This window comes from Pseudomonas sp. UTLPPB19802 (assembly GCF_059730225.1).
Genome location: NZ_AP048545.1, coordinates 1625292 through 1649702, shown reverse-complemented (window position 1 = coordinate 1649702; position 24411 = coordinate 1625292). Strand labels below are relative to the sequence as shown.

Here is a 24411-nt window from a genome sequence, read left to right as displayed (position 1 = left end):
CCCCGGCAACCGTTTCCAGTCAACCCACGCGGCGAGTTCCCATGATCATTTCTGCCTCTACCGACTATCGCGCAGCCGCCCAACGCAAGCTGCCCCCGTTCCTGTTCCACTACGCCGATGGCGGCGCCTACGCCGAGCACACCCTGCGCCACAACGTCGAGGACCTGGCCGGTATCGCCCTGCGCCAGCGCGTGCTGAAGAACATGTCCGAACTGAGCCTGGAAACCCGCCTGTTCAACGAAACCCTGAGCATGCCGGTGGCGTTGGCGCCGGTCGGCCTGACCGGCATGTACGCCCGCCGCGGCGAAGTCCAGGCCGCCCGCGCAGCCGCCGTCCACGGCATCCCCTTCACCATGTCGACGGTCTCGGTGTGCCCGATCGAGGAAGTCGCCCCGGCCATCGACCGGCCGATGTGGTTCCAGCTCTATGTACTGAAAGACCGCGGCTTCATGCGCAACGCCCTGGAGCGGGCCAAGGCTGCCGGTGTGACCACGCTGGTGTTCACGGTGGACATGCCGGTGCCCGGCGCCCGCTACCGTGACGCCCACTCCGGCATGAGCGGCCCGAACGCGCCGCTGCGGCGCATGTGGCAGGCCATGACCCACCCGCGCTGGGCCCTCGACGTCGGCCTGCTGGGCAAACCCCATGACCTGGGCAACATCTCCCGCTATCGCGGCAACCCGACGGGACTGGCCGACTACATCGGCTGGCTCGGCGCCAACTTCGACCCGTCGATTTCCTGGAAGGACCTGGAGTGGATCCGCGAATTCTGGGACGGCCCGATGGTCATCAAGGGCATCCTCGACCCGCAGGACGCCAGGGACGCGGTGAAATTCGGCGCCGACGGCATCGTCGTATCCAACCACGGCGGGCGCCAGCTCGACGGCGTGCTGTCCAGCGCCCGCGCGTTGCCGGCCATCGCCGATGCGGTGAAGGGCGAGCTGAAGATCCTCGCCGACTCCGGCATCCGCAGCGGCCTCGACGTGGTCCGCATGATCGCCCTCGGCGCCGACACCGTGCTGATCGGTCGCGCGTTCCTCTACGCACTCGCCACCGCCGGCGAAGCGGGCGTGAAGAACCTGCTGGAACTGTTCGAAAAGGAAATGCGCGTTGCCATGGTGCTCACCGGCGCCAAATCCATCAGCGAGATCAACCGTGACTCGCTGGTCCGTGAACTGGGCGCCTGAGCCGCGCCCGCACGACTTACCGCCTGATTGAACGGGGTCGCCCAGGGCACGCCAGATGCCACGGCCTCGTTAGGAGTTTGCATGAGCCTGCCCACCCCGTTCCTCCGTTCGGTAGAACAGCTGATCCCCCGCGAGCGACGCTTCGACGACCCGCTCTCGACCCTCGCCTTCGGTACAGACGCCAGCTTCTACCGGCTGATCCCGCAACTGGTGATCCGCGTCGAGTCCGAAGACGAAGTGGTCGGCCTGCTCCAGCTGGCACGCCGCGACCAGGTGCCGGTGACCTTCCGCGCCGCCGGCACCAGCCTGTCCGGCCAGGCCATCAGCGACTCGGTGCTGATCGTCCTCGGCGACAACTGGAACGGCCGCGAGATTCGTCAGCAAGGCCAGCAGATCCGCCTGCAACCGGGGGTGATCGGTGCCCAGGCCAACGCCTGGCTGGCGCCGTTCGGGCGCAAGATCGGCCCGGACCCGGCCTCGATCAATGCCTGCAAGATCGGCGGCATCGTCGCCAACAACGCCAGCGGCATGTGCTGCGGCACCGCGCAGAACACCTATCACACCCTGGCCGGCATCCGCCTGGTACTGGCCGACGGCAGCCGTCTCGACACCGAGGACCCGGCCAGCGTCGCCGCCTTCCGCCAGAGCCACGCCGACCTGCTCGACCAGTTGGCGACCCTGGCCCGCGAGACCCGCGCCAACAGCGAGCTGGCCAGCAAAATCCGCCACAAGTACCGCCTGAAGAACACCACCGGCCTGTCCCTCAACGCCCTGGTCGACTTCGACGAGCCGCTGGACATCCTCAGCCACCTGCTGGTCGGTTCCGAAGGCACCCTCGGTTTCATCAGCGCCGTCACCTACGACACCGTGGTCGACCACCCGCACAAGGCCTCGGCGCTGATCGTCTTCCCCAACGTGGAAACCTGCTGCACCGCCGTCACCGTGCTCAAGAGCCAGCCGGTGTCCGCCGTCGAACTGCTCGACCGCCGCAGCCTGCGCTCGGTACAGGACAAGCCCGGCATGCCGGCCTTCGTCCGCGAGCTGTCGGACAACGCCTGCTCCCTGCTGATCGAATCCCGCGCGGCCAGCTCGTCGCTGCTGCACGAACAACTGGCGCAGGTCATGGCCTCGCTCGCCAGTTTCCCCGTGGAAAAACAGGTCGACTTCACCGAAGATCCAGCGGAAAACGCCAGGCTCTGGGCCATCCGCAAGGACACCTTTCCGGCAGTCGGCGCGGTGCGCCAGACCGGCACCACGGTAATCATCGAGGACGTGACCTTCCCGGTCGAACAACTGGCCATCGGCGTCAACCGACTGATCGAGCTGTTCGACAAGCACCACTACGACGAAGCGATCCTGTTCGGCCACGCACTTGAGGGCAACCTGCACTTCGTCTTCACCCAGGGTTTCAACAGCGCCGCGGAAGTCGCCCGCTACCAGGCGTTCATGGATGACGTGGCGCAACTGGTGGCCGTCGAGTTCGGCGGCTCGCTCAAGGCCGAGCACGGCACCGGGCGCAACATGGCGCCCTTCGTCGAACAGGAATGGGGCAGCGACGCCTACCAGTTGATGTGGGCGATCAAGCGCCTGCTCGACCCCCAGGGCATCCTCAACCCGGACGTGGTACTCAGCGACGACCCACAGATCCACCTCAAGCACCTCAAGCCGCTGCCGGCCGCCGACGAGATTGTGGATAAGTGCATCGAGTGCGGTTTCTGCGAGCCGGTCTGCCCGTCCAAGGGCCTGACCCTCAGCCCACGCCAGCGCATTGTCATCTGGCGCGACATCCAGGCGAAAAAACGCGCCGGCGTCGACACCAGCGAACTGGAAGCCGCCTACCACTACCAGGGCATCGACACTTGCGCCGCCACTGGCCTGTGCGCCCAGCGCTGCCCGGTGGGCATCAACACCGGCGAACTGGTGAAGAAGCTGCGCAGCCGCGAAGCCACTCATGTGAAACGCGCCGACTGGCTGGCCAGCAATTTCGCCACCACCCTGCAAGGCGCCCGCTTCACCCTGCACGTGGCCAATGGCGCACGCATGCTGCTCGGCGCCCCACGCCTGGCGCGGTTGTCGGCCGGGCTGACGCGCCTGTCCAAGGGCCGCGTGCCCCTGTGGACCAATGCCATGCCGCAACCCGAACGCGCGGTGCGCTTCAGCCCGACGGTCAATGATGAACGCCCACGGGTGGTCTACCTGGCCGCCTGCGTCTCGCGGGTGATGGGCCCTGCTGCGGGCGACAAGGAACAGATGTCACTGCTCGACAAGACCCGCTCGCTGCTGGAAAAGGCCGGCTACCAGGTGGTCTTCCCGGACAACACCGACCAGTTGTGCTGCGGCCAGCCGTTCGCCTCCAAGGGTTACGTCGAACAGGCCGAACACAAGCGCCAGGAACTGATCGGTGCCCTGCTGCACGCCAGCCGCGGCGGCCTCGACCCGATCTACTGCGACACCAGCCCGTGCACCCTGCGCCTGGTCCAGGACCTGGGCGACACCCGTCTCGACCTCTACGACCCGGTGCGCTTCATTCGTACGCACCTTGTGGATAAGTTGACCTTCACCCCCCAGGACGCCCCGATTGCCGTGCACGTAACCTGCAGCACCCAGCACCTGGGCGAAAGCCAGGCGCTGATCGACCTGGCGCGGCGCTGCAGCCACAACGTGGTGATCCCCGAAGGCATCCACTGCTGCGGTTTCGCCGGCGACAAGGGCTTCACCACCCCGGAACTCAACGCCCACTCGCTGCGCACACTCAAGGACGCCGTGCAGCATTGCGAAGAAGGCATCTCCACCAGCCGCACCTGCGAAATCGGCCTGAGCCAGCACGGCGGGATCGACTACCACGGCCTGGTCTACCTGGTCGATCGTGTGACCCGCCCCAAATAAGCCTCCTCCTGCAACCCAGGGCCCGCTCCCACCAAGCCCCATCCCCCGCATCCTTGCAAAAAATAGAACCTTGGCCCCACCCCGCAGTCCACTGTTCAGGCCCCCAACCGGGGGCCCTTCTGTCCATCCGGCAATCTCGCTGCCTGAACCCCAGGTTCAAGGAGATCTACATGAAACGTTCCGTACTGCCAGGCCTGTTCGTTGTCACCGCACTCCTTGCCGCTCCGGCCTTCGCCGACGGCGAAAAAGACCTGTGCACCACCAACCTGCAAACCATCAACAACGCCAAGACCACCATCATCGCCGCAGACCTTGAGGGCGAAATCGCCAACAGCGTCCAGCAGGCCCAGGCTGCCCAGGCGAAAAACACCGCCGAAGGCACCAAGGACTGCATCGCCATCACCCAGCGCGCGATCCAGCAGATCCAGAACAGCCAGAAAGGCGGCTAGTCCAAACCGCACGCCACGCTTTGGGATGGCCTTTCGAGCCACATTGGCGTACACTGGCATTGCCTGCTGGAAAGCACAGCAGGTTCGGGGCCGTTTAGGATTCGACGCCGGTTGCGAAACTCTAGGTGCATGCCGAGTTGGTAACAGAACTCGTAAATCCACTGTTGCAACTTCTATAGTTGCCAATGACGACCAATACGGTGCTGCTCTCGCTGCTTAACTGCAGCTGACATGCACTCCTGGTACCTTCGGGTCCAGCAATCATCAGGGGATGTCTGTAAACCCGAAATGATTGTCATATAGAACAGAATCGCCGCGTAGTACGTTGTGGACGAAGTGGCTAAAACTTACACAACTCGCCCAAAGCACCCTGCCCGTCGGGTCGCTGAGGGTTAACTCAATAGACACGGCTACGCATGTAGGACCGACAGCGGAGTACTGGCGGACGGGGGTTCAAATCCCCCCGGCTCCACCACTTCAACAAAAAAAGACGTCTCCGGACGTCTTTTTTTGTGCCTGGAATCCAGGGCCTTGATCACTCACACGTGAGAGCCCCGGCCATTCGCGATCCGCCTCGCGCTTTTTGAATCATCCGGCAGGCCCCAGCGAATCAGCGCCGCACACAGCACGCAGAACGGAGCCAGCGCCAGCATGCCCATGTAGGTGTTGCCGCTGACGTCATTGATGTAGCCAACCAGCAACGGCGCGACCATGCCACTCAACTGGCCGACGGTATTGACCGCGGCAATGCCCCCGGCGATCGCCAGCCCACTGAACGCCTGCTGGGGAATCGTCCAGAAGATCGGAATGGCGATGAAAATACCGGCCGTGGCCAACACCAGGAACGCCGTCAACAGGATGTAGTGCTCATTGAAATAGCACGCGGCGAAATAGCCGACCGCACCGACCATCATCGACATCCACAGGTACTTGCGCCGCTCGCCGGATGCATCCGAGCGCCGGGTGATGACGACCATGCCAACCGAGGCCACCAGGTATGGCAGGGCCGTCAGGAACCCCACCGTCAGTTCGCTTTTTATCCCCGCCGCGCCAATGAGGTGTGGCATCCAGAAGTTCAGCCCATAGCCGGTCAACTTGATCATGAAATAGATCACCGACAGCACCGCGACCTGGCGGGTGAAGATCACCTTGAACAGCGAGGCATGGATCGGCTGCGACTCCTTCTTGTCGTTGTCCAGGTTGCGCTGCAACACCTCCTTTTCGTCCTGGGAGAGCCACCTGGCCGACTGGATGTCGCGATCGAGCTTGTACAGCACGACAACCCCCAGCACGGCACAGGGTAGCCCGGACAAAACGAACAGCCAGTGCCATCCGGCGAGCCCGAGAAAACCATGCAGGTATTCGAGAATCAGGCCCGACACCGGCGCGCCGAGCACGCCGGCCAGCGGGATCGAGAGAAACCAGATGCCGTTCATGCTCGCCAGGTTCTTTTTCGGAAACCAGCACGCCAGGTAGAACAACAGCGCCGGGCCAAACCCGGCCTCCATCACTCCGATCAGGAAACGCAGGAAGTACAAGGCATATTCGTTGTAGGCAAACACCAGTGCGGCGGTCGCCAGCCCCCAGGAAATCATGATGCGGCAAATCCAGCTCGGCGCGCCGTAGCGCTTGAGCCCGTAGCTGCTGGGCACTTCAAACAGCACATAACCCAGAAAGAAAATGCTCGCGGCGAACCCGTAGGCAGAATCCGAGAGCCCCAGTTCGGCCTGCATCTGGGTCTTGGCGAAACTGATATTGATGCGGTCGAAATACGAAAACAGGAAGCACACCATGGTGAGCGGAAGAATGCGCCAGGCAATGCGCCGATAGAGCAGAAGTTCATCGACGCTGGCGTTACCCACCACAGCGCTCTGAATGGCAGTCGTCATGGTATTTCTCCGTAATTGTAGTTGTTGGAGATCATCTGTTCCGGATATGCACCGCACCCCGGTCGTAGCATCAACAGGTTCTACAGTTCACGTACCACCCTGAAGCCGATATTGCTGGTCCGCCCGACGACCTTGTAACCGGCACGACTGGCCGAGCGGATGAATGCCGGAATATTGCCCCAGGCACCACCACGGATGACGCCCTGGGTACATTGCGACTCATGCCAGGCGCTGCCGTCCTGCGGTGCAGAATGGTAGTCGCGGTGCCAGCAGTCATCAGTCCACTGCCAGACGTTGCCCAGCATGTCGAACAGGCCAAAATCGTTCGCGGCAAAACTGCCGACAGGTGCCGTGTTCAACCACTGATCCTGCCCCGCCACGAACCCACCGCAACGAATCTGTGCCGGACAATCGTCCGGGCCATAGTTGGCGTGGCTGCGATCGGCCGAGTCGCCCCACCAGCGCGCCGTGGTGGTGCCCGCCCGCGCGGCGTACTCCCATTGCGCCTCGCTGGGCAGAGAGTAATGATGGCCGGTCTTGTTCGAAAGCCACTGGATGTACGCACGGGCATCGTCGAGATTGACGTTGATCACCGGCCGCGTCCCCCGCCCCCAGCCTTCGTCGCCAGGCTTGTAGCCATTGCAACCGCCATCGCTTGCACAGGCATCCCACTGCTCGAACGTGACCGGGGTGACGGCCATGGCGAACGGCTTGGCAATGTTCACCGGATGCTGTTGCTCGTTACCGAAGCGCTGGGCCTCGCCCGGCGGCGACCCCATGGCGAAATCACCTGCCGGGATCGGCATCAGGGGCGGGCAACCGTCCTGGCAATCGCTGAACGGATCATCGGGCCGCAGCTTCGCCTGGCTCAGCACGGCCACCAGGTCTTGCCCCCGGAGCTGGTTCGCCACGCTGACCGGCTGGCGTGACTCGAGAAATCGCGCGATGTTCGCCACGTCCCCGTCAGTCAAGGACTTGGCCGCAACGCCCATGATCGGCGAAGCTCGGGTACCGTCACGAAAGGCGCGCAACTGGCTGTCCAGATAGCTGGCGAACTGCCCCGACAGTTTCGGAAATGCGCTGTTTTGCGATTCGCCGGCCGCGCCATGGCACGCCGTGCAGGCCGGAATCGCGCGCGCCTGATCACCCTCGGCATAGAGCCTGGCACCCGCCTGCAGATCGGCCGCCGCGGACAACGCTGCCGTGTGCGCCGAGCAGGCCTGCGGCTGGGCGGCAACCGTTCCGCCTGACTGCACGCAGGTACCCTTGGGCACCATGGTCCACTCGCCCGGGTCATTATCGACACTGCTCATGCCCGAGCAGGAGTGAAAACAGTGAGTGTCGGCACAGTCGTTGTGGCCAGCCTTGGCCACGCCGTAACATACTTCGTTGTCGGCGGGTTTCTGCGCGGCAGCCGCCTCGTCCGCGACCGTTGTGCCGATGGAGGCCAAGGCCGAGGCCAGCAGAAGATCTTTGAGATTCATCGCGAAGGCCCGGACTCAGGAAATGAACAATTGATGTGGACTGCAACCCGGCACCCGCTCGCCGGCGCGGGCGAACCACACGGCGGTGGGGTGATGGTCATTGGCCTGGGTCAGGTGTTTGAACAGTTTGTTGGCCGCCGGCGACAACTGCCGCGGATCGCGCACGACCACCTTCAAATGTCGCCTGGTCCACTCTTCACACAAGTCGAGGGCAACCAGCCCCTTCAGCGGCCCGAGGCTTTTGAACACCTGATAGGGAATCAACCCGACACCCACGCCGGCATGAACCATGCGGCATAGCACTTCAAAACTCGGCACCTGGGTTTGAATGTGCAACGGTTTGCCGGCTTCCTGCGAATTTTTCAGCACATGACTGACAATCCAGTTGTTGCCGTGCAATCCGATGTGATGGCAATCCAACGACTCTTCGAAGCGAATCTGGCCGCGTTTCGCCAGCGGATGCTGGTGATGCACCACCATGACCAGGCGATCCTCGCGGTAGGGCTCGCAATACAGGTCGTGCGACATGCCGTTGTCCGCATACACCCCGATATCGACCTTGCCCGCCTCCACGGCCTGCAGCACATTGAGGCTGGAATCTTCCCGCAGGTCGATGCAAATCCGCTTGTGGGCGTTAAGAAAGTGACTGACGTCGTCGGGCACGAACTGGGCGATGGACGATGGGTTGGCCGCGACCTTGACACAATCCTGCGCCTGGCGCGCATGCTCCATCAGGTCAGCGTGGATCCGTTGCGCGCCCTGCAACATCTGCCGGGCATGGTCGAGCAAGGTTTCACCGGCGGAGGTGAGCGTCATGCCCTGGGACTTGCGGATGAACAACGGCAGGCCGATGGCTTGCTCCAGGCCAAGCAATCGTTTGCTCGCCGCCGAAATAGCGATGGACTCTCGTCGTGCACCGCGGGTCAGGTTGCCTTCCTCGCTGATCGACAACAACAGCTTCAGCGTGGTCAGGTCCAGGTGGTGTAACAAACTGATTGGATACATCTACTCACTCCGTTAAACCTGTGCGCGCCAGGGCGCGCAACGGGTATCCATTCCTTTCCCCCGGTAGCCGCTTGCAGCGCGGCGCCGTGCAGGTCATTTCGATGCCCTGGGGAGTCGGGCCGGATGCCCGGTACCGATCCCCCACGTTAACGCGGTCAGTGCTGTCGCTTTACAACGTGTTGAGTAGCCATGGATAGCGTTGGAGATGGTTGTGCTCGAAGTCTCGAATCTGCGCTTCGCGCTGCAGAGTCAGGGCAATGTCGTCGAGTCCATTGAGCAGGCAGAATTTGCGAAACGGATCGATCTCGAACTCGATGGCAATGCCGTGTGCCTCGCTCGCAATGCGCTGCTGCTCAAGGTCGATGGTCAAATGCAGCGGTTCGGCCTGCGTTGCCGCAGCGAACAACCGATCAATCTGCGCGTCCTCCAGCACAATCGGCAACAGCCCATTCTTGAAGCTGTTATGGAAGAAGATGTCGGCAAAGCTCGGCGCGATCATCACCCGAAACCCATACTGCTCAAGAGCCCACGGCGCATGTTCGCGCGACGAGCCACAGCCGAAGTTGGCCCGCGTTAGCAGGATCGACGCGCCCTGGTAACGTGGCTGGTTGAGGATGAACTCCGGGTTCAGTGGCCGCTGCTCACAGTCCTGGCCGGGCTCGCCATGATCGAGGTAGCGCCACTCGTCGAACAGATTCTGGCCGAAGCCCGTACGGCGGATCGACTTGAGGAACTGCTTGGGAATGATCGCATCGGTGTCGACGTTGACGCGGTCGAAAGGTACAACCAGGCCGCGATGTTGGATCAATGGCGTCACAGTCATTTCCTTTATAGTTATGGGTGTTGAAGCGTACGGATGTCGACGAAACGGCCGGCGATTGCCGCCGCCGCCGCCATCGCCGGGCTGACCAGATGCGTTCGTCCGCCTGGCCCCTGGCGCCCTTCGAAGTTGCGATTGGAGGTCGAGGCACAACGCTCGCCGTTGCTCAGGCGATCGTCATTCATCGCCATGCACATCGAGCAGCCGGGTTCGCGCCATTGGAATCCGGCGCTGATGAATACCTGGTCCAGCCCCTCCAGTTCCGCCTGGCTCTTGACCAGCCCGGAGCCGGGCACCACCATCGCCAGCTTGATGTTGGCCGCCAGCGAATGCCCGCGCACGACCTCGGCGGCGGCGCGCAGATCCTCGATTCGCGAGTTGGTGCAGGAGCCGATGAACACCTTGTCGAGGACGATATCCTCGATCGCCGTGCCGGCTTGCAACCCCATGTAGGCGAGCGCCTTGACCATGCCGTCACGCTTGACCGGGTCTGCTTCCTGGCTTGGGTCAGGCACACGCCCCCCGACCGGCGCGACCATCTCCGGCGAAGTCCCCCATGTCACTTGCGGTTGAATGGTTGTCGCATCCAGAGTCACCACTTCGTGAAACTGCGCACCCGCATCCGAATGCAGGGTCCGCCAGTATTCGACCGCCTGATCCCAGTGAGCGCCGGTCGGCGCAAGCGGCCGGCCCTTGACGTAGGCCAGCGTGGTGTCGTCGAAAGCGATCAGCCCGGCCCGCGCGCCCGCCTCGATGGACATGTTGCAGATGGTCATGCGTCCCTCCATCGACAGCGCTTCGATGGTCGAACCGGCGTACTCGATCGCACAGCCCGTGCCGCCAGCGGTACCGATCTTGCCGATGATTGCCAGGACAATGTCCTTGGCCGTCACGCCGGGCGGCAACGGGCCATCGACCTGGACCTTCATCGACTTCATTTTCTTCGTCAGCAGGGTCTGGGTGACCAGTACATGCTCGACTTCCGAAGTCCCGATGCCATGGGCCAGACAAGCGAAAGCGCCGTGGGTCGAGGTGTGCGAATCGCCACACACCACCGTCATGCCGGGCAGCGTCGCGCCTTGTTCCGGTCCGATCACATGTTCGATACCCTGACGGGCATCGTTCATCCCGAAGTAGGTGAAGCCATAGGTCTGCGCATTGGCGTCCAGTGTCTGCACCTGCATCCGCGAGAACGGATCACGGATCTTGCCGCCGGCACGATCGCTGGTCGGCACGTTGTGATCGGCGACGGCAAGGTTCGAAGCCACTCGCCACGGCGTGCGCTGGCTCAGCTTCAGCCCTTCGAAAGCCTGTGGGCTGGAGACTTCATTGATCAGGTGGCGATCGATGTAGAGCAGCGTAGTACCGTCTTCATCGGTAGCAACGGCATGCGCATCCCAGAGTTTTTCGTACAGGGTTTTGGCTGGCGTGGCGGTGGTCATGAGACAAGTCCCGTCGGAGATATTTCCAAATATTACTATTCGGATCCAATCCCAGACGTGACATGTCGAGATGGCTAACGTGCCGATTGGCGAGTGACAGGACTCAGTGTTTGTTGGTGAGGTAGTTGACCAGCGCCGCAGCGGTGGCAGTAAGGCGATCACGATGACGAAACACCACCACCAGTTTGCGGATCGACCACGGTTCGACAATGGGCACCACGCGCAGGTCGAGCGCATTCACATTCAACTCGGCCACCAGTTGCGGAACCACGGCGACCCCGAGTTTGACGTGCACCATCCGACACAACACATCGAGACTGCGCACGCGGATCTTCACGTCCAGTTCCCCGCCGATATCCCGGGCGCGCTGCGCCAGCAACGTCATCAACGAGGTTTCCTCGGACAAACCGACGAAGCTTTCGTGGGCGATATCAGTGAACGTCACCGAGCTGGCTTCCGCCAGGTGGTGACCGCGCGGGACGATCAGCACCAGGCGATCGGTGCGGTAGGGCAAAAACTCCAGTTCGCCGGTGCCGTAATTGGCATTGCAGATGCCGATCTCCGCAGAGCCCTCCGTCACACTGCGCACCACGTTGGCGCTGCTGTTTTCATCGACGAGGATTTCCACTTCCGGAAACAGGCGCTTGAACGCCGCCAGGTCTTCCGGAAGAAACTGGACAATGGCCGACAGGTTCGCGGCGATCTGCACACTGCCCTTGGCGCCCGAAGTGAACTGCGAGAGTTCGGCGTTGAGGCTTTCCAGGCTGGCGATCATCGCCTTGGCGTGGCGAATGATCATTTCACCGACCGGTGTTACCGAAATACCACGCGATTCCCGATGAATGATCGGCAGGCCGACAATCGCCTCGATCTCGGCGATGCGCCGGCTGACGGCCGATGGCGTGATGCACTCGCGCTCGGCGGCGCGAGCGATATTTTTCTCCTGGCAAACCGTCACGAACAAGCGCAACGAAGTGAAATCCAGTTTTCTGACTAAGTGATTCATGGCCCCCCCTGGACACAACAGACTCTCAACTCCAGACACATCACACAAACACGAACAATTCTTATTAGATGCTATTAAACCGCCACTTCCTCAGATCCCGAAGTGCGATTTGCTGTACGGAATACACGCTTTTCAAGGCCATTGGAAGTGCCAGCCAAGCGTGTGCAGGCTCAAGAAAATCGCTTTGCGCCGCACCTCTCAGAGCAATAAGTGGCATCAAACCAAGCGGATCGTTCTCGATAAGTTGAAGGCTGTAGAAAATTCGAGAATTGATTTTCAGCGCACCCGCACTGACCATAGAACACAACTGAATAGCGCCCTAACTACTTGTACTAAGAGAGCCACCCGCGACTCCGCCAGTGCAGTGTTTTTGCGAGTCACTATTTTCCCGTGAACGTTGTTTAATTCGTCCGAAGGAGTGCACGATGCAAACGCAAAACTTCAATTTGCTTTCATTCATCACCAACTATTGCAAGCAGGGAAACAGTGGTTCGCAGCTGTACGCGCTCAACGGTGAGCTGCGCCAAAAAGTCCTTGAAGAGTGCCTGCGCCTGCGCCGTCTGTGCGCTGCAGGCCAGCAGGAGTCGCGTGAGGAACTGCATCGGGTACTGGCCGTCATCTATGACTACCGCTTCTCGGTACCGGCAATAGAAACCGTCGACACCGATGTTTCCTGCGTATTCGCGGATATCACCACGGTACTTGAACCGGCCATTCTGCAAAATGAAATCGACAGTATTCCCGCGAACATCTTCGATGAAATGCCAACCAGTGGAGCTGGCTTTGTAAGTTGGTTCAAGCAACTTATCTCGCAACATCCGGCAGGCGCGCATCCGTTTTTCCAGAACTACCTTCGCGACACGGCAAGTGTTGAAGGCTTCAGAACTTTCCTTGCCCAGGAAACCACTCTGGATCCACGCTTCGACGACATTCTCGCGCTGATGCAAGTGGGCACTGTCGGCGTCGAAAAAATGGAAATCGCCAAGAACTATTTCGACGAAATGGGCAATGGGGACGAACAAGAGGTGCACACCCGGCTGTTCAGCAAAGCCCTGAAAGCGGCGAATGTCGATGCCGCCTACATCGACAACGCGCTGCTTCCCGAAGCACGGGTGTGCGGCAACCTGTCTGCCTGCCTGGCCCTGAGCCCGCGGCATCACTACAAGGCCATCGGCTATTTCGGTGTGACCGAGTACCTCGCCCCGCGCCGCTTCAAGAAACTGGTGGCCGGTTGGCGCCGCCTGGGGCTGCCGGAGTTCGGCCTGGCCTACCACGACCTGCATATCCGTATCGACGCGATTCACGGCAAAGGCTGGTTCGACAACGTCATCCAACCGGCGGTGGAAGAAGATCCGCGTGTCATCAAGGAGATCCTCTACGGCGCACTGATCCGCCTCAATTCGTCGAACACCTTCCTCGATGCCCTGCTCGGTCACCTGCAGCAGCAGGATCGGCTGCTCGAGCCACAGAACGTTCTTTCGATTGCCTGAGCCGGCTGAGGAATACGTCCGTGACTTCCTTGAACAGTAGCAAAAAACCGCTGCCCGACTCGGTGCTCGATGCGTTCGAACACCTGGCAACGTTCGACCTCGATCACATTGCCGGCTCGCAACTGGTCGGCGTGGCCCGAGAGGCGTTTCGCCTGGGCGACGTGGACTTCCTGTGTTTCGGCGAAAGCGATCATCCCAGCCCCGTCTCGGCGCAAACGGCGCTCAAGCAGGCGCTCGATGCCGGGCTCACACGCTACCCGGACATTCGTGGTGTGCCGGCCCTGCGCCAGGGGCTCGCCGACTACTTGAGCGACCTGCACCAGGTGCCCGTCAGTGAAGACCGGATCGCCGTGACCGCTTCCGGCATGGCCGCGATCAACGTCGCCTTCGCCGCCCTGCTACGCGAGGGCGACACGGCGGTGCTGATTTCACCGGCATGGCCCAACCCGGGCAACCTCGCGGCACTCAAGGGTGTGAACGTGCGCGAGGTACCGCTGGAGCTCGACGACCAGGGGTTCAGTCTGAACCTGGAGACCCTGGAAGCGGCGTTGCCGGGCAGTCGCGTGCTGTTCCTCAACTCGCCCAACAACCCCACGGGCTGGACTGCCAGTGCGCAGCAGATGCAAGCGATCCTGCAACTGTGCCGCCGCCACGGGGTATGGATCGTCAGCGATGAAGTCTATTCGCGCCTGACCTACGACGGTCGGCGGGCAGCGCCGTCGATGCTCGACATCGCCACGGCCGAGGATCGCCTGGTGGTGTGCAACAGCTTCAGTAAAGCCTGGGCCATGACCGGCTATCGCGTGGGCTGGCTGGTGGTACCGCAGGGCCAACGGGACAAGCTCGGCGAACTGATCGAATTGACCCATTCCGGGGTCGCCCCCTTCGTCCAGATGGCGGCGCTGGCAGCCTTGCAGGATCGGGCGTTCGTGGACGATTTCCGCGGCTACTGCCTCGCCGGGCGGGCGATCGTGACCGAGGCCCTGGCCGGTGTCCCGGGCATCCGCTACCACCAGCCGGACGCTGCCTTGTATGCGTTCATCCAACTGGAGGGCGTCAGCGACAGCCTGAGCCTCGCCATGGCGCTGGTGCAGCAGCATGGGGTCGCCATCGCCCCGGGCAGCGCGTTCGGCCCGGCGGGCGAAGGCTTCATCCGGGTGTGTTTCGCCCAGAAACCCGAACTGGTGCGCCGGGCCATGGAACGGCTGGCGCGCGGTTTACAGACAGAACTGGCGAAGCGCGGCCTGGTGCCGAGCCTCGCCGCCGCCAACCCGAGGAGCGTTGCATGCCTTACGTAAATATCAAGATCACCGATGAAGGCGTTACCCGCGAGCAGAAACGCGAGTTGATCGCAGAAGTCACGGCGGTACTCGAACGCGTGCTCAAGAAAAACCCGCGCAGCACCACGGTGGTGATCGACGAAGTCTCTGTCGACAACTGGGGCATGGCAGGCCTGCAGGTGCCGGAGTATCGCGAAACGTTCATGAAAAAGCCGGCCGAGTAAGGCCGATCCACACAAGCAGTACCCATCCAATTAAATCGTATGAGGGATGATCATGTTGACAGTTTGGGGTAGAGAACGTGGTTTGTGCGTCAAGAAGGTGCTGTGGTGCCTGGAAGACCTGAAGCTGGATTTCGAACGAATCGATGCCGGCCGCCAGTATGGCCGCACCAACGAAGAGGAATACCTGCGCCTCAACCGCAATGGCCTGGTACCGACCCTGGTCGACGATGAGTTCGTGCTGTGGGAGTCCAACGCGATCATGCGCTACCTGGCGCTGCGCTACGGCCCGCCGAGCCTGTATCCGTCCGAACCGAAGCTGCATGCGGACTGCAACCGCTGGCTGGACTGGTCCGTCGGCGCCCTGTGGCCGGACATCGTGCCGCTGTTCACCTCGCTGATCCGCACCGCCCCCGAGCGTCGCGACATGAATGCCGTGCGCATCCAGTCGACCCGCCTGGCGAAGAACTGGACCATCGCCGACGAATACCTGGCCGGCAAGCAATTCATCACCGGTGAAAACTTCACCATCGCCGACATCGCCCTCGGTGTCCTGGCGCAAACCTACGAAACCTTCGAACTCGACAACAAGCCCGTCACTCCGCACCTGGATGCCTGGTACCAGCGCATCAGCCAGCGTCCGGGCTTCAAGCGCTTTGCCGTGCTGCCGCCCGAGCCGGACCCGACCGAGCACAACTGAGTCGAACCAGCACACGCTGTGCATTTGAGTTGAAACGGGCAGCCTGCGGGCTGCCCTCTGGTCTGAGTGGAGGAACAACATGCGCTACAAGCAACGCCCGGCGGGTTCGAACTGGGGAGACTTCGGTCCCGATGATCAACTCGGACGGCTGAACCTGCTGACCCCGGAAAAAATCCGCCAGGGCGCCGCCGAGGTCCGAGCCGGCAAGTCGTTCTGCCTGAGCCTGCCACTGGACCTGCCAGGGGGCTCGAAGTGGAACTCGCGCCGCCAGCCACCGGTGCTCAAGCCGGTGCTGCGCAACAACCGTTCGAACATCGACTACCAACTGCGCCAGGATGATCCGCACCTATCGGATGTGCTGTGCGACCACACCGTGACCCTGCACACCCAGTATTCGACCCAGTGGGACAGCCTCGCCCAGGTCGGCAGCCTGTTCGACATCGACGGCGACGGACGCCTGCAAAGCTGCTTCTACAATGGTTTTCGCGCCGAGCAGGACGTGTTTGGCGAAATCGTCCGTGAACCCGATGCCCATGGCGATTTCCCGGCGGCACCGGCCAGGTATCTCGGGGTCGAGCACATGGCCGCCAGCGGCCTGCAGGGCCGCGGGGTACTGATCGACCTGCACAAGCATTTCGGCCGGGAAAAACGCCGCGTCGGCTACGCCGACATTTGTCAGGTCATGGAAGCCGACAATATAGTGGTCGAGCCCGGCGACATCGTGCTGTTCCATACCGGCTTCGCGCAGATGCTGGTGGATATGCAGGGGGATCCGGACGTGCATCTGCTCGAACACTCGTGCGTCGACCTCAACGGTCGCGACGAAGCCTTGCTACGCTGGATCGACGAAGCGCAAATCAGTGCGATTGCGGCGGATAACCATGCGGTAGAGGCTTTCCCGTCCGAGAAGCTCGACTTGCCGCACTACCCGATTCTGCCGCTGCACGAGTTGTGCCTGTTCAAACTGGGCATTCACCTGGGCGAACTCTGGTACCTGACGCCTCTGGCGCAATGGCTCCAGGAAAACGGTCGCAGCCGTTTCCTGTTGACCGCACCGCCCCTGCGCCTGACCGGAGCAGTGGCTTCGCCGGTCACCCCGGTGGCCACGGTCTGATACCCGCGCCTGCGAGCGCATCGACAGGGCGCCTGGAACGCCCATGCGCTCGATCATTTCTACAGGGATTCATCACATGAGTAACGTGTACTGGCAACGTAACCTGGCCATCTGCTTTTTCGGCTCGTTCATCAATATCGTTGTCATGACGTTGCTGTTGCCTTTCCTGCCGATCTACATCGAGCAGTTGGGGGTCGAAGGCCATGCGCAAATCGTCCAGTGGTCGGGCATCGCCTACGGCGCCACGTTTCTTTCCGCGGCACTGGTCGCCCCACTGTGGGGCCGCCTGGCTGACCGCTATGGCAGCAAGCAGAACCTGATTCGCGCCAGCCTGGGCATGGTCGTGAGCATGGCGCTGATCGGCCTGGCGCAAAACGTCTGGCAACTGGTTCTGCTGCGGCTGCTGGTCGGGCTGGCGGGCGGCTACACCTCGGGCTCCTACGTCATCGTGGCCGCGCAAACGCCCAAGGATCGCTCGGCCTGGGCGCTGGGCACGCTAGCCTCGGGGATCATGGCCGGGAGCCTGGTCGGCCCGTTGATTGGCGGCGTGCTGCCGGCACTGCTGGACATCCGCAGCATTTTCTTCCTCGCCAGCGCCTGCATTTTCCTGAACTTCCTGGCCACCTGCCTGTTCGTGCGCGAAGAAAAACGCGTACCTGCCGACAAGACGAATGCCGCGGCCAAACCCGCGCCCGACGTCGGCATGACCGATACCCAGCGCACCGTGGTGTTCTCGATGCTCGCCACGGCGTGTTTGCTGATGATCGCCAACATGTCGATCGAGCCGATCATCACCGTCTACGTCCAGCAATTGCTGGATGCCGCCGGCAGCGTGACCTTCTACGCCGGCTTGACCATGTCCGCCGCCGCGCTGGGCAGCATCCTGTCGGCACCGCGCCTGGGCAAGATCGCCGACCGCATCGGCGGCCTGAAGGTGGTCACCGCCAGCCTCGCGCTGGCCGGCCTGCTGCTGATTCCACAGGCCTTTGTCAGCGACATCTGGCAACTGATCGCCCTGCGTTTCTGCATGGGCCTGGCGCTCGGTGGCCTGCTGCCCTGCCTGACCTCGCTGATCCGGCACAATGTCGACGATCGCTCGGTCGGGCGCATGCTCGGCTATTCAACCTCCGCACAATACGCCGGACAAGTGCTGGGGCCGGTCGCCGGCGGCTTCTTTGCCGGCCACATCGGGATTCGCGCGGTGTTCATCGCCACCTGCGTGCTGCTGCTGGGCTGCGCCCTGTGGATCGGCCGGTTGAACCTGCAACAACGGCGCAAGCCCCTTGGAGAACAGTCGCCGATCGACGTCTGACCAGGACAGCAGCGCTTGCCCACTCGTCTCCAATCGACATCGCTGCGTTCTCCAACCATCAGCGCGGCGCCATTGGGCCGCTGATAGAGTGCAGCCAGGAGAACTCATCTATGAACAATGCCATTCGCTTTTCCGGGCGCGCCCTGTACCTGTCGCAGAACCCCGAATGTATTCGCCGCCAACTGGCCGGGGAAGACCTGACGCTCGCCAGCGCCGGGCCGCTTCGCGACAACATCTCGACCGACGAGATCACCCCTGTCACCGTCATGATGGTCTACGACGAGCGCCTGGGCGAATTCCCCTACGTTGGCTTCAAGGCCGGCGATGAATTGCCGATCGCTCGCCATGCGATCAAGCAGGCCGGTTTCGAAATCACCGTCGCCGGCAAACGCTACGGCAAGGGATCGTCACGCGAATCCTCGCCGGTGGCTGAACTGTCGGCCGGTATCCGCCTGATCGTGGCCGAGAGCTTCGAACGGATCTACCAGCAGAACTGCGACAACATCGGCATCTTGACCACCACCGATTTCACCGTGCTCGACCGTATCGCCGCGGGCGAGGCCATCGAGTTCTCGACGTTTCTGGAAGGCCGTGACGAGCTGACGCAGCAGATCATCCGCAGCGGCGGGCTGCTCAAATACAGCCGAGCGGCGCAGTGGCCGTTGCCGGATCGCGGGCAGGTGGCCACGGGCAAGACCGGCCAGACCCTGGTCGAGAAAATCATCGCCCGCCACCTGCATCCGCACACGCAGGGCGTGACCCGTGGCGAGGGCGTGTTCATCGCGGCGGATTACCGTTTCAGCCACGACTACTTCACCGGCATGAGCGCCCACCTCATGCACCAGGCGTTCGGTCAACCGGCCAGTCTGATCGATCCGGACCGGATCATTGCCTTCGAAGATCACCTGGTGCTCGCGCCGCAAAGCATTCCGCACATCCAGCAGGGCCTGCTCGACGGCGTGGCGGACCTTGCCCGTGGCCACACGCATTTCTCCCGGCAGTACCCGGTGCGCTCACACGGCGCGCTACAGGACAAATCCGGATCCGAGGGTATTTGCCATGCCTTGATGATCGAGCGCTATGCCCTGCCCGGCCAGGTGGTCGCCGGCACCGACTCACACACGCCGCACTCCGGCGCGCTGGGCTGCCTGGCGTTTGGCGTCGGGGCCACCGAAATGGCCAACAGCTGGGTCACCGGCTACGTGCGCTGCAAGGTCCCCGACACCATCCGGATCGAAGTCAGCGGCACCCTGGCGCCGGGCGTGATGGCCAAGGACCTGGTGTTGTACCTGCTGCAAATGGAATCGATCCAGGCCGGCGGTGCGATCGGCGCGGTGTTCGAATATGGCGGCCCGGCCATTCGTGCAATGGGCATCGATGAGCGCGCGACCCTGACCAACATGGTCGCCGAACTCGGCGGCATGACCGGCATCGTCGAGCCGGATGAAAAAACCGTGATCTTCCTCAAGGAGCGGCGCGGCATCGACTTCCAGCTCGAGGACTGGATGCACAGCGATGCCGATGCACACTACCGCGAAGTGATCCGCATCGACGGCACGCAGTTGCAGGCCATGCTCGCCCGCCCCGGCGACCCCGGCAACGGCGTGGCGGTGGCGGACCTGTCGCAGCCGGTGAAAGTGGACATTGCCTATGGCGGCTCCTGCACCGCCGGCAAGCGCAGTGACTTTGACTGCTACCACGAAGTTCTGGCCTGGGCGCTGGAAAACGACTACCCCATGACCCCGGACACCCGGCTGTTCCTGCAGTTCGGCACGATGGACGTGCACGACTACTGCCAGCAGCGCGGCTACCTGAAAACCTTCGAACAGGCCGGCCTGGTACTGATCAAGCCGGGTTGCGGTGCCTGCGCCAACTGCGGCCCCGGCCAGTCGACGTCGGTTGACCAGGTGACCATCAGCGCGATCAATCGCAATTTCCCCGGTCGCTCGGGCCCCGGCAGCGTCTGGCTGGCCAGCCCCTACACCGTGGCCGCCAGCGCGGTGGCCGGCAGGATCACCACCTTTGCCGAGCTTCAGGCGACGCGGGCGGCTGGCGCGCCATAACTAGCCGCTGACAGTCACCAGCAGCGTATCGCTCAACCAGCGCGTGACCAGCGCTGCGCTGTCGATCCGCTGCGACGGGGGACGGCTCTCGGCGAATCGCGCCTGGGCGGCCAGCAAGGCCTCGCCCAGGCTGGCCCCGCCACTCAGGCAAGCCAATCCCGCCGCTTCGCAAGGCTCCAACTCCCGCACCTTCACCGCCCAGCCGAGGCGATAGACCAGCGTCGTCCGCTGTTGCACCTGCAAAGCCGGAAAGGCCTGGCCCGGCGTCACATGAGCCGTCCATAACGCCGCGCAGGGCCAGTTACCCTGCAACAGCGAACAGGCCGGGTGCAGGCTCAAGCGCTGGCCATCGAGCCGGCTGGCGCTCATTGCCGCCAACTCGGCGGCACCGAGTGCCACGGCGTCCGCCGCGAACGCCGCACACTGCACCGCCCACTCCAGCGCCGCCACGTCGGCAAAATACGGATAGGCATGAACGGCCGGGTAATCCGTGAGAAACGCCGCGAGCTGCGCGCCGAACATTTTCAGATCGCCCTCGCGCGAGGGATATCGCTGGCCATAGGCATGCGCGAGCGTGCGGAAAAACTCATCGCCGACCAACGTCTTGATCACCGGATAAGTCAGCGCCAGCGAGCGCTCCTGATGCTGCCAGAGCGCACTGCGGTAACGCGAAAAACGCTGCCGGTCATCGGCCCCGGTCGCATCGAACCAGCCCTGCGGCAGAGTGGACGGCTGATCCAGGCTCGCCACGAAATCGGCCTGCAGCGCCGCCAACTCTTCACGCGTCAATCGCCACCTCCGCCGCCAGCGCCCGAGCCATCTCGACCTGCCCCAGCAGCTCTTCGAGCGGCGGCAGGCGAGTGTCCCACTCGATCAGCACCGGCACCTGGCCAAACCGGCGCAATGCACTGCGATACAGCGCCCAGACCGGCTCGGCAACCGCACTGCCATGATCATCCACCAGCAAGCCCTGTTCGTGACTATGACCTGCGAGGTGCAACTCCCCCACGCAGCCAGCCGCAAGCGCGTGCATCGCCGCCAGCGCCGGTTCGCCATGATTGCATTGGTTGACATAAAGATTGTTCAGGTCCAGCAGCACCGCACTGCCGGTACGCGCCACCACCTCGGCGAGAAACTGCGTCTCACCCAGGGTGTCCCCCTGGTAGCGCAGGCTTGTAGAGACGTTCTCCAGCAACAGTGGCTGGCCGAGGACATCCTGCACCTGGCCGACACGCTCGCAGACCAGGCCCAGGGACGCTTCAGTCAGCGGCAGCGGTAGCAGGTCGTTGATGCAACGCCCTTCCACCGCGCCCCAGGTCAGATGTTCCGAAACAAGGAAGGGCCTGACGCGGGCTGCCAACTGGCGAATGCGCTCGACATGCGCCATGGAAAACCCATGTACCGAGCCGATACCCAGGCCCACCCCATGCAGGCTGATCGGATAGTGATGGGCCAGCCGTTGCAACACATGCAGGTCCCAGCCACCGGGCCCGAAATAGTTCTCGGTATGCACCTCAAGCCAGTCGACGGGCGGCAGAGTCTGCAGGAAGTCGGGGTAATGCGCGGCACGCAGGCCAACGCCGATCGGCGGTAACGGGCGCATCCGTGGCTCGTCGTGCTGTGGGTTCGGCCCATTATGCGGACAGGATCGATCTGCGCAACCACGTACCGGATGAAAACTGCGCCTCGCTCCTTGTAGGAGCAGGGCTTGCCCGCGAATACGCCAGTCGCCCCGCCACCGCCCCACGGCCAACCCCCACGCGCGCCCTCTGGCCCAAGCCTCCCGACCTGCCCACCCGCATTGCGAAAATGAACTTTTCGCAAAAACAGTGTCAATTTGATAGCGCTGCATAAGCGTCAAGAACTGTCGGTCCCAGCAGTGCCAGGCTGCCCCCTGGTCAATCATGGAAGTGTGTAATGAACGTCATCATTGCGACGCTGTGGATGCTCACCGATTACCTCCCTGCCGGCTCCCGTTGCCCGCGCGGCAATGGCCCGCGCGCCTACCGGCTGCTGTGCCGCAACAAGCGGTGAGCGCCATGGCGCGCTGCCGACACAGAGCCCCGCGCCCCTTCACTGGCACCCTGAACTCCTGAACGGACACGCGTCGGATCGGCATCCGTCACGGGAAAGGCATGCCCAAAAACAGCAGGCGAAAACCGCCCCACCCGAGTTCGCCAGAAACGCAGGACTCGGCAGGCGCTCGCCCCGCAATCGAGTCTGTCGTACCAGGTGTCCCACGCACCATGGAGAGCTACAACAGCGGATTACTCACTATTTTTGAGTAGAGATGAAATATGAAAAACCCCGAAAAGATTAGTGTTCACGAGACCTTCGATGGCTCCGTCCGGTACGCCGCGCCTGTGTACCAGCGATACTATGTCTGGGGAAACGAACCACTGCAGGCGCTACTGGAAGACATCGAAAATGCCGGGGACAAGGACCCGGAGCAGTTCATTGGCGCGACCGTCGTCCAGGACTTCGGCAAGAAAGGCGGCAGCCAGTCGCCCAACGAATACCTGATCATCGACGGGCAACAACGCCTGACCACCCTGTACCTGCTGATCTGTGGCCTGGTCTGGAGCTACCTCAAGGGCGGCCGTGACGAAGACGCGCTGACGCTGGCCCAAACCTACCTGTCCTTCAGCGCAGGCCGCCACGCCGGCATGCCGAAACTGTTGCCGACCGTGCAGGATCGTCGGCAACTGTTCGACCTGCTGCAGGACGAGATCACCTGCATCGAATGGAACTTCAAGGAAGAAAGCGTCGACGAGCACTCCACCCGGCGCGGCATTGCCGCGCAATGGGACAACATCAAGGCGCAGTTCACCGCGGACTTCTTCAGCGAAACCGGGCGCATCCTGAAAAGGAAGGTCGAGTATTTCCAGGAGCGGCTGCTCTCGAAGATCGTCTTCATCCAGGTAACCCTCGAAGCGTCCGACGATGCCAACACCGTGTTCTCCAAGCTGAACTACGAGGGGGTGAAGCTTTCCCTGTCGGACCTGGTGAGAAACGACATCCTCTCGCGCATTCCGGAGAAAAACCGCGATGGCCTGGACAAGCTCTACGAGACGGTCTGGAAGCCGTTCGAGAAGTCGTTCCCCGGCAACTCGTTCGACCAGTTCATCACCACCTACTCGTCGATCAAGTTCAACGGCGCGGTCTCCCGCTCGCGGGCCTTTCCCGCGTTGCAGAAAGCCTGGGCCGGCAGCGACCCGAGCCTGATCGTCGAGGAAATGAAGGCCTACGCCGACCTCTACTGCGCCCTGGTGAAATACAGCCCCATCAAGGGCATCAGCAAGGAAGTCGGCGAACGCATCCACCGCTACAGCCTGATGCCGAAAACCACCGTCACCTGGCCCTACATCATGGAATTGCTGAAGGCTCATCGCCAGGGCCAGGTCAGCAAGGCCAATACGCTGCTGTGCCTGTCCATCGTCGAGTCGCTGCTGGTGCGGCGCGCCGTGGTCGGCCTGGAACCGAATGGCCTGCATCACCTGTTCAAGGGCCTGTGGGAACGCGCCGGCGCGGAACCTTCGTGGTTGCGGGAGCGTATCGCCAACGCGGCCACTGGCTGCCCGGACGACCAGCACATCCGGGAAACCCTGAAGAGCGGCGACATGTATTCGCGCAAGATCACCAAGTACCTGCTGATTCAGAGCGAGCTGCACTACAACAAGGAGAACGGCTACGACAACGCCACGGATGACTTCACCATCGAACACATCCTGCCGCAGAGCCTGAATGCCAAATGGGCGACCTTCTTCACCAAGGAGGAACACAAGGCGCTGCTGCACACCATCGGCAACCTGGTGCCGCTGAGTGAACGGCAGAACGGGCGGATCAAGGACCAGGACTGGGCGAACAAGAAGACCCATATCCGGGGGTCGAACTGGAAGATCACCCAGAAGGTGGCGCTGGCGAGGAATTGGGACAAGACGCAGATTCAGCGGCGGGCGAAGCAGTTTGCGGATTGGGCGGTGGTGGAGTGGCCGGATGTGAGGTGACAGGTTGGGTCGACCGGGGCAGTCCGTATTTTCGAGAACCGCGCCAACTGCGCCAA

At 62.5% G+C, this 24411-nt stretch carries 19 protein-coding genes and 1 other RNA gene; 12 read left to right on the top strand and 8 right to left on the bottom strand.

The genetic code is table 11. The features are described 5' to 3' along the window. Positions 1-41 precede the first annotated feature (41 nt). The 4 genes from lldD to ssrA all read left to right on the top strand — a co-directional run bounded on the left by lldD (position 42) and on the right by ssrA (position 4997). Positions 42-1187, top strand: coding sequence for an FMN-dependent L-lactate dehydrogenase LldD (gene lldD, locus AC6I6U_RS07465; RefSeq protein WP_497881347.1), 1146 nt, complete (start codon positions 42-44; stop codon positions 1185-1187). A gap of 81 nt (positions 1188-1268) precedes the next feature. After that, positions 1269-4073, top strand: coding sequence for an FAD-binding and (Fe-S)-binding domain-containing protein (locus AC6I6U_RS07460; RefSeq protein WP_497881346.1), 2805 nt, complete (start codon positions 1269-1271; stop codon positions 4071-4073). 170 nt (positions 4074-4243) lie between these two features. Next, complete coding sequence (locus AC6I6U_RS07455) at positions 4244-4522, top strand: PA2433 domain-containing protein (RefSeq protein ID WP_497881345.1); 279 nt, start codon at positions 4244-4246, stop codon at positions 4520-4522. Between the two features lie 86 nt (positions 4523-4608). After that, positions 4609-4997: a transfer-messenger RNA gene (gene ssrA, locus AC6I6U_RS07450) on the top strand. Positions 4998-5061: 64 nt separating this feature from the next. Here ssrA and AC6I6U_RS07445 read toward each other — a convergent pair. The 6 genes from AC6I6U_RS07445 to AC6I6U_RS07420 all read right to left on the bottom strand — a co-directional run bounded on the left by AC6I6U_RS07445 (position 5062) and on the right by AC6I6U_RS07420 (position 12168). Beyond that, positions 5062-6411, bottom strand: a complete 1350-nt coding sequence (locus AC6I6U_RS07445) for an MFS transporter (protein WP_497881344.1) — start codon at positions 6409-6411, stop codon at positions 5062-5064. An 80-nt stretch (positions 6412-6491) separates the two neighbouring features. Continuing rightward, the gene (bufA1, locus tag AC6I6U_RS07440) at positions 6492-7895 is read right to left on the bottom strand and encodes a BufA1 family periplasmic bufferin-type metallophore (RefSeq protein ID WP_497881343.1); all 1404 of its coding nucleotides are present in this window, start codon (positions 7893-7895) and stop codon (positions 6492-6494) included. A 15-nt stretch (positions 7896-7910) separates the two neighbouring features. Beyond that, positions 7911-8900 (bottom strand): LysR family transcriptional regulator, encoded by a 990-nt coding sequence (locus tag AC6I6U_RS07435; RefSeq protein WP_497881342.1) that lies wholly within the window; start codon positions 8898-8900, stop codon positions 7911-7913. A 169-nt stretch (positions 8901-9069) separates the two neighbouring features. Further along, complete coding sequence (gene leuD / locus AC6I6U_RS07430; protein WP_497881341.1) at positions 9070-9717, bottom strand: 3-isopropylmalate dehydratase small subunit; 648 nt, start codon at positions 9715-9717, stop codon at positions 9070-9072. Positions 9718-9734: 17 nt separating this feature from the next. After that, on the bottom strand, positions 9735-11162 hold the full coding sequence (leuC, locus tag AC6I6U_RS07425) for a 3-isopropylmalate dehydratase large subunit (RefSeq protein WP_497881340.1): 1428 nt from the start codon (positions 11160-11162) through the stop codon (positions 9735-9737). A 103-nt stretch (positions 11163-11265) separates the two neighbouring features. After that, entirely contained in the window at positions 11266-12168 is a 903-nt protein-coding gene (locus tag AC6I6U_RS07420; protein WP_497881339.1) for a LysR family transcriptional regulator, read from the bottom strand. 359 nt (positions 12169-12527) lie between these two features. On the opposite strand from AC6I6U_RS07420, the gene AC6I6U_RS07415 reads away from it, so the two are divergent. The 7 genes from AC6I6U_RS07415 to AC6I6U_RS07385 all read left to right on the top strand — a co-directional run bounded on the left by AC6I6U_RS07415 (position 12528) and on the right by AC6I6U_RS07385 (position 20348). Continuing rightward, complete coding sequence (locus tag AC6I6U_RS07415; RefSeq protein ID WP_497881338.1) at positions 12528-13658, top strand: iron-containing redox enzyme family protein; 1131 nt, start codon at positions 12528-12530, stop codon at positions 13656-13658. Positions 13659-13678: 20 nt separating this feature from the next. Next, positions 13679-14956, top strand: coding sequence for a pyridoxal phosphate-dependent aminotransferase (locus tag AC6I6U_RS07410; RefSeq protein ID WP_497881337.1), 1278 nt, complete (start codon positions 13679-13681; stop codon positions 14954-14956). After that, entirely contained in the window at positions 14944-15162 is a 219-nt protein-coding gene (locus tag AC6I6U_RS07405; protein WP_497881336.1) for a tautomerase family protein, read from the top strand. The genes AC6I6U_RS07410 and AC6I6U_RS07405 overlap by 13 nt, the downstream gene beginning before the upstream one ends. A 52-nt stretch (positions 15163-15214) precedes the next feature. After that, positions 15215-15859: a glutathione S-transferase family protein gene (locus AC6I6U_RS07400; protein ID WP_497881335.1), complete on the top strand. Its 645-nt coding sequence runs from the start codon at positions 15215-15217 to the stop codon at positions 15857-15859. A gap of 79 nt (positions 15860-15938) precedes the next feature. Beyond that, positions 15939-16973 (top strand): cyclase family protein, encoded by a 1035-nt coding sequence (locus tag AC6I6U_RS07395; protein WP_497881334.1) that lies wholly within the window; start codon positions 15939-15941, stop codon positions 16971-16973. A 76-nt stretch (positions 16974-17049) separates the two neighbouring features. After that, a complete protein-coding gene (locus tag AC6I6U_RS07390; protein WP_497881333.1) occupies positions 17050-18285 on the top strand; it encodes an MFS transporter in 1236 nt (411 codons plus the stop codon). A gap of 110 nt (positions 18286-18395) precedes the next feature. Then, on the top strand, positions 18396-20348 hold the full coding sequence (locus AC6I6U_RS07385; protein ID WP_497881332.1) for an aconitase family protein: 1953 nt from the start codon (positions 18396-18398) through the stop codon (positions 20346-20348). Here AC6I6U_RS07385 and AC6I6U_RS07380 read toward each other — a convergent pair whose 3' ends face one another. Both AC6I6U_RS07380 and bufB read right to left on the bottom strand, forming a co-directional pair. Beyond that, on the bottom strand, positions 20349-21137 hold the full coding sequence (locus AC6I6U_RS07380) for an HvfC/BufC family peptide modification chaperone (RefSeq protein WP_497881331.1): 789 nt from the start codon (positions 21135-21137) through the stop codon (positions 20349-20351). Continuing rightward, complete coding sequence (gene bufB, locus AC6I6U_RS07375) at positions 21127-21951, bottom strand: MNIO family bufferin maturase (protein WP_497881330.1); 825 nt, start codon at positions 21949-21951, stop codon at positions 21127-21129. The genes AC6I6U_RS07380 and bufB overlap by 11 nt, the downstream gene beginning before the upstream one ends. A gap of 694 nt (positions 21952-22645) precedes the next feature. Here bufB and AC6I6U_RS07370 point away from each other — a divergent pair. Beyond that, positions 22646-24355 (top strand): DUF262 domain-containing protein, encoded by a 1710-nt coding sequence (locus tag AC6I6U_RS07370; protein ID WP_497881329.1) that lies wholly within the window; start codon positions 22646-22648, stop codon positions 24353-24355. Positions 24356-24411 lie beyond the last annotated feature (56 nt).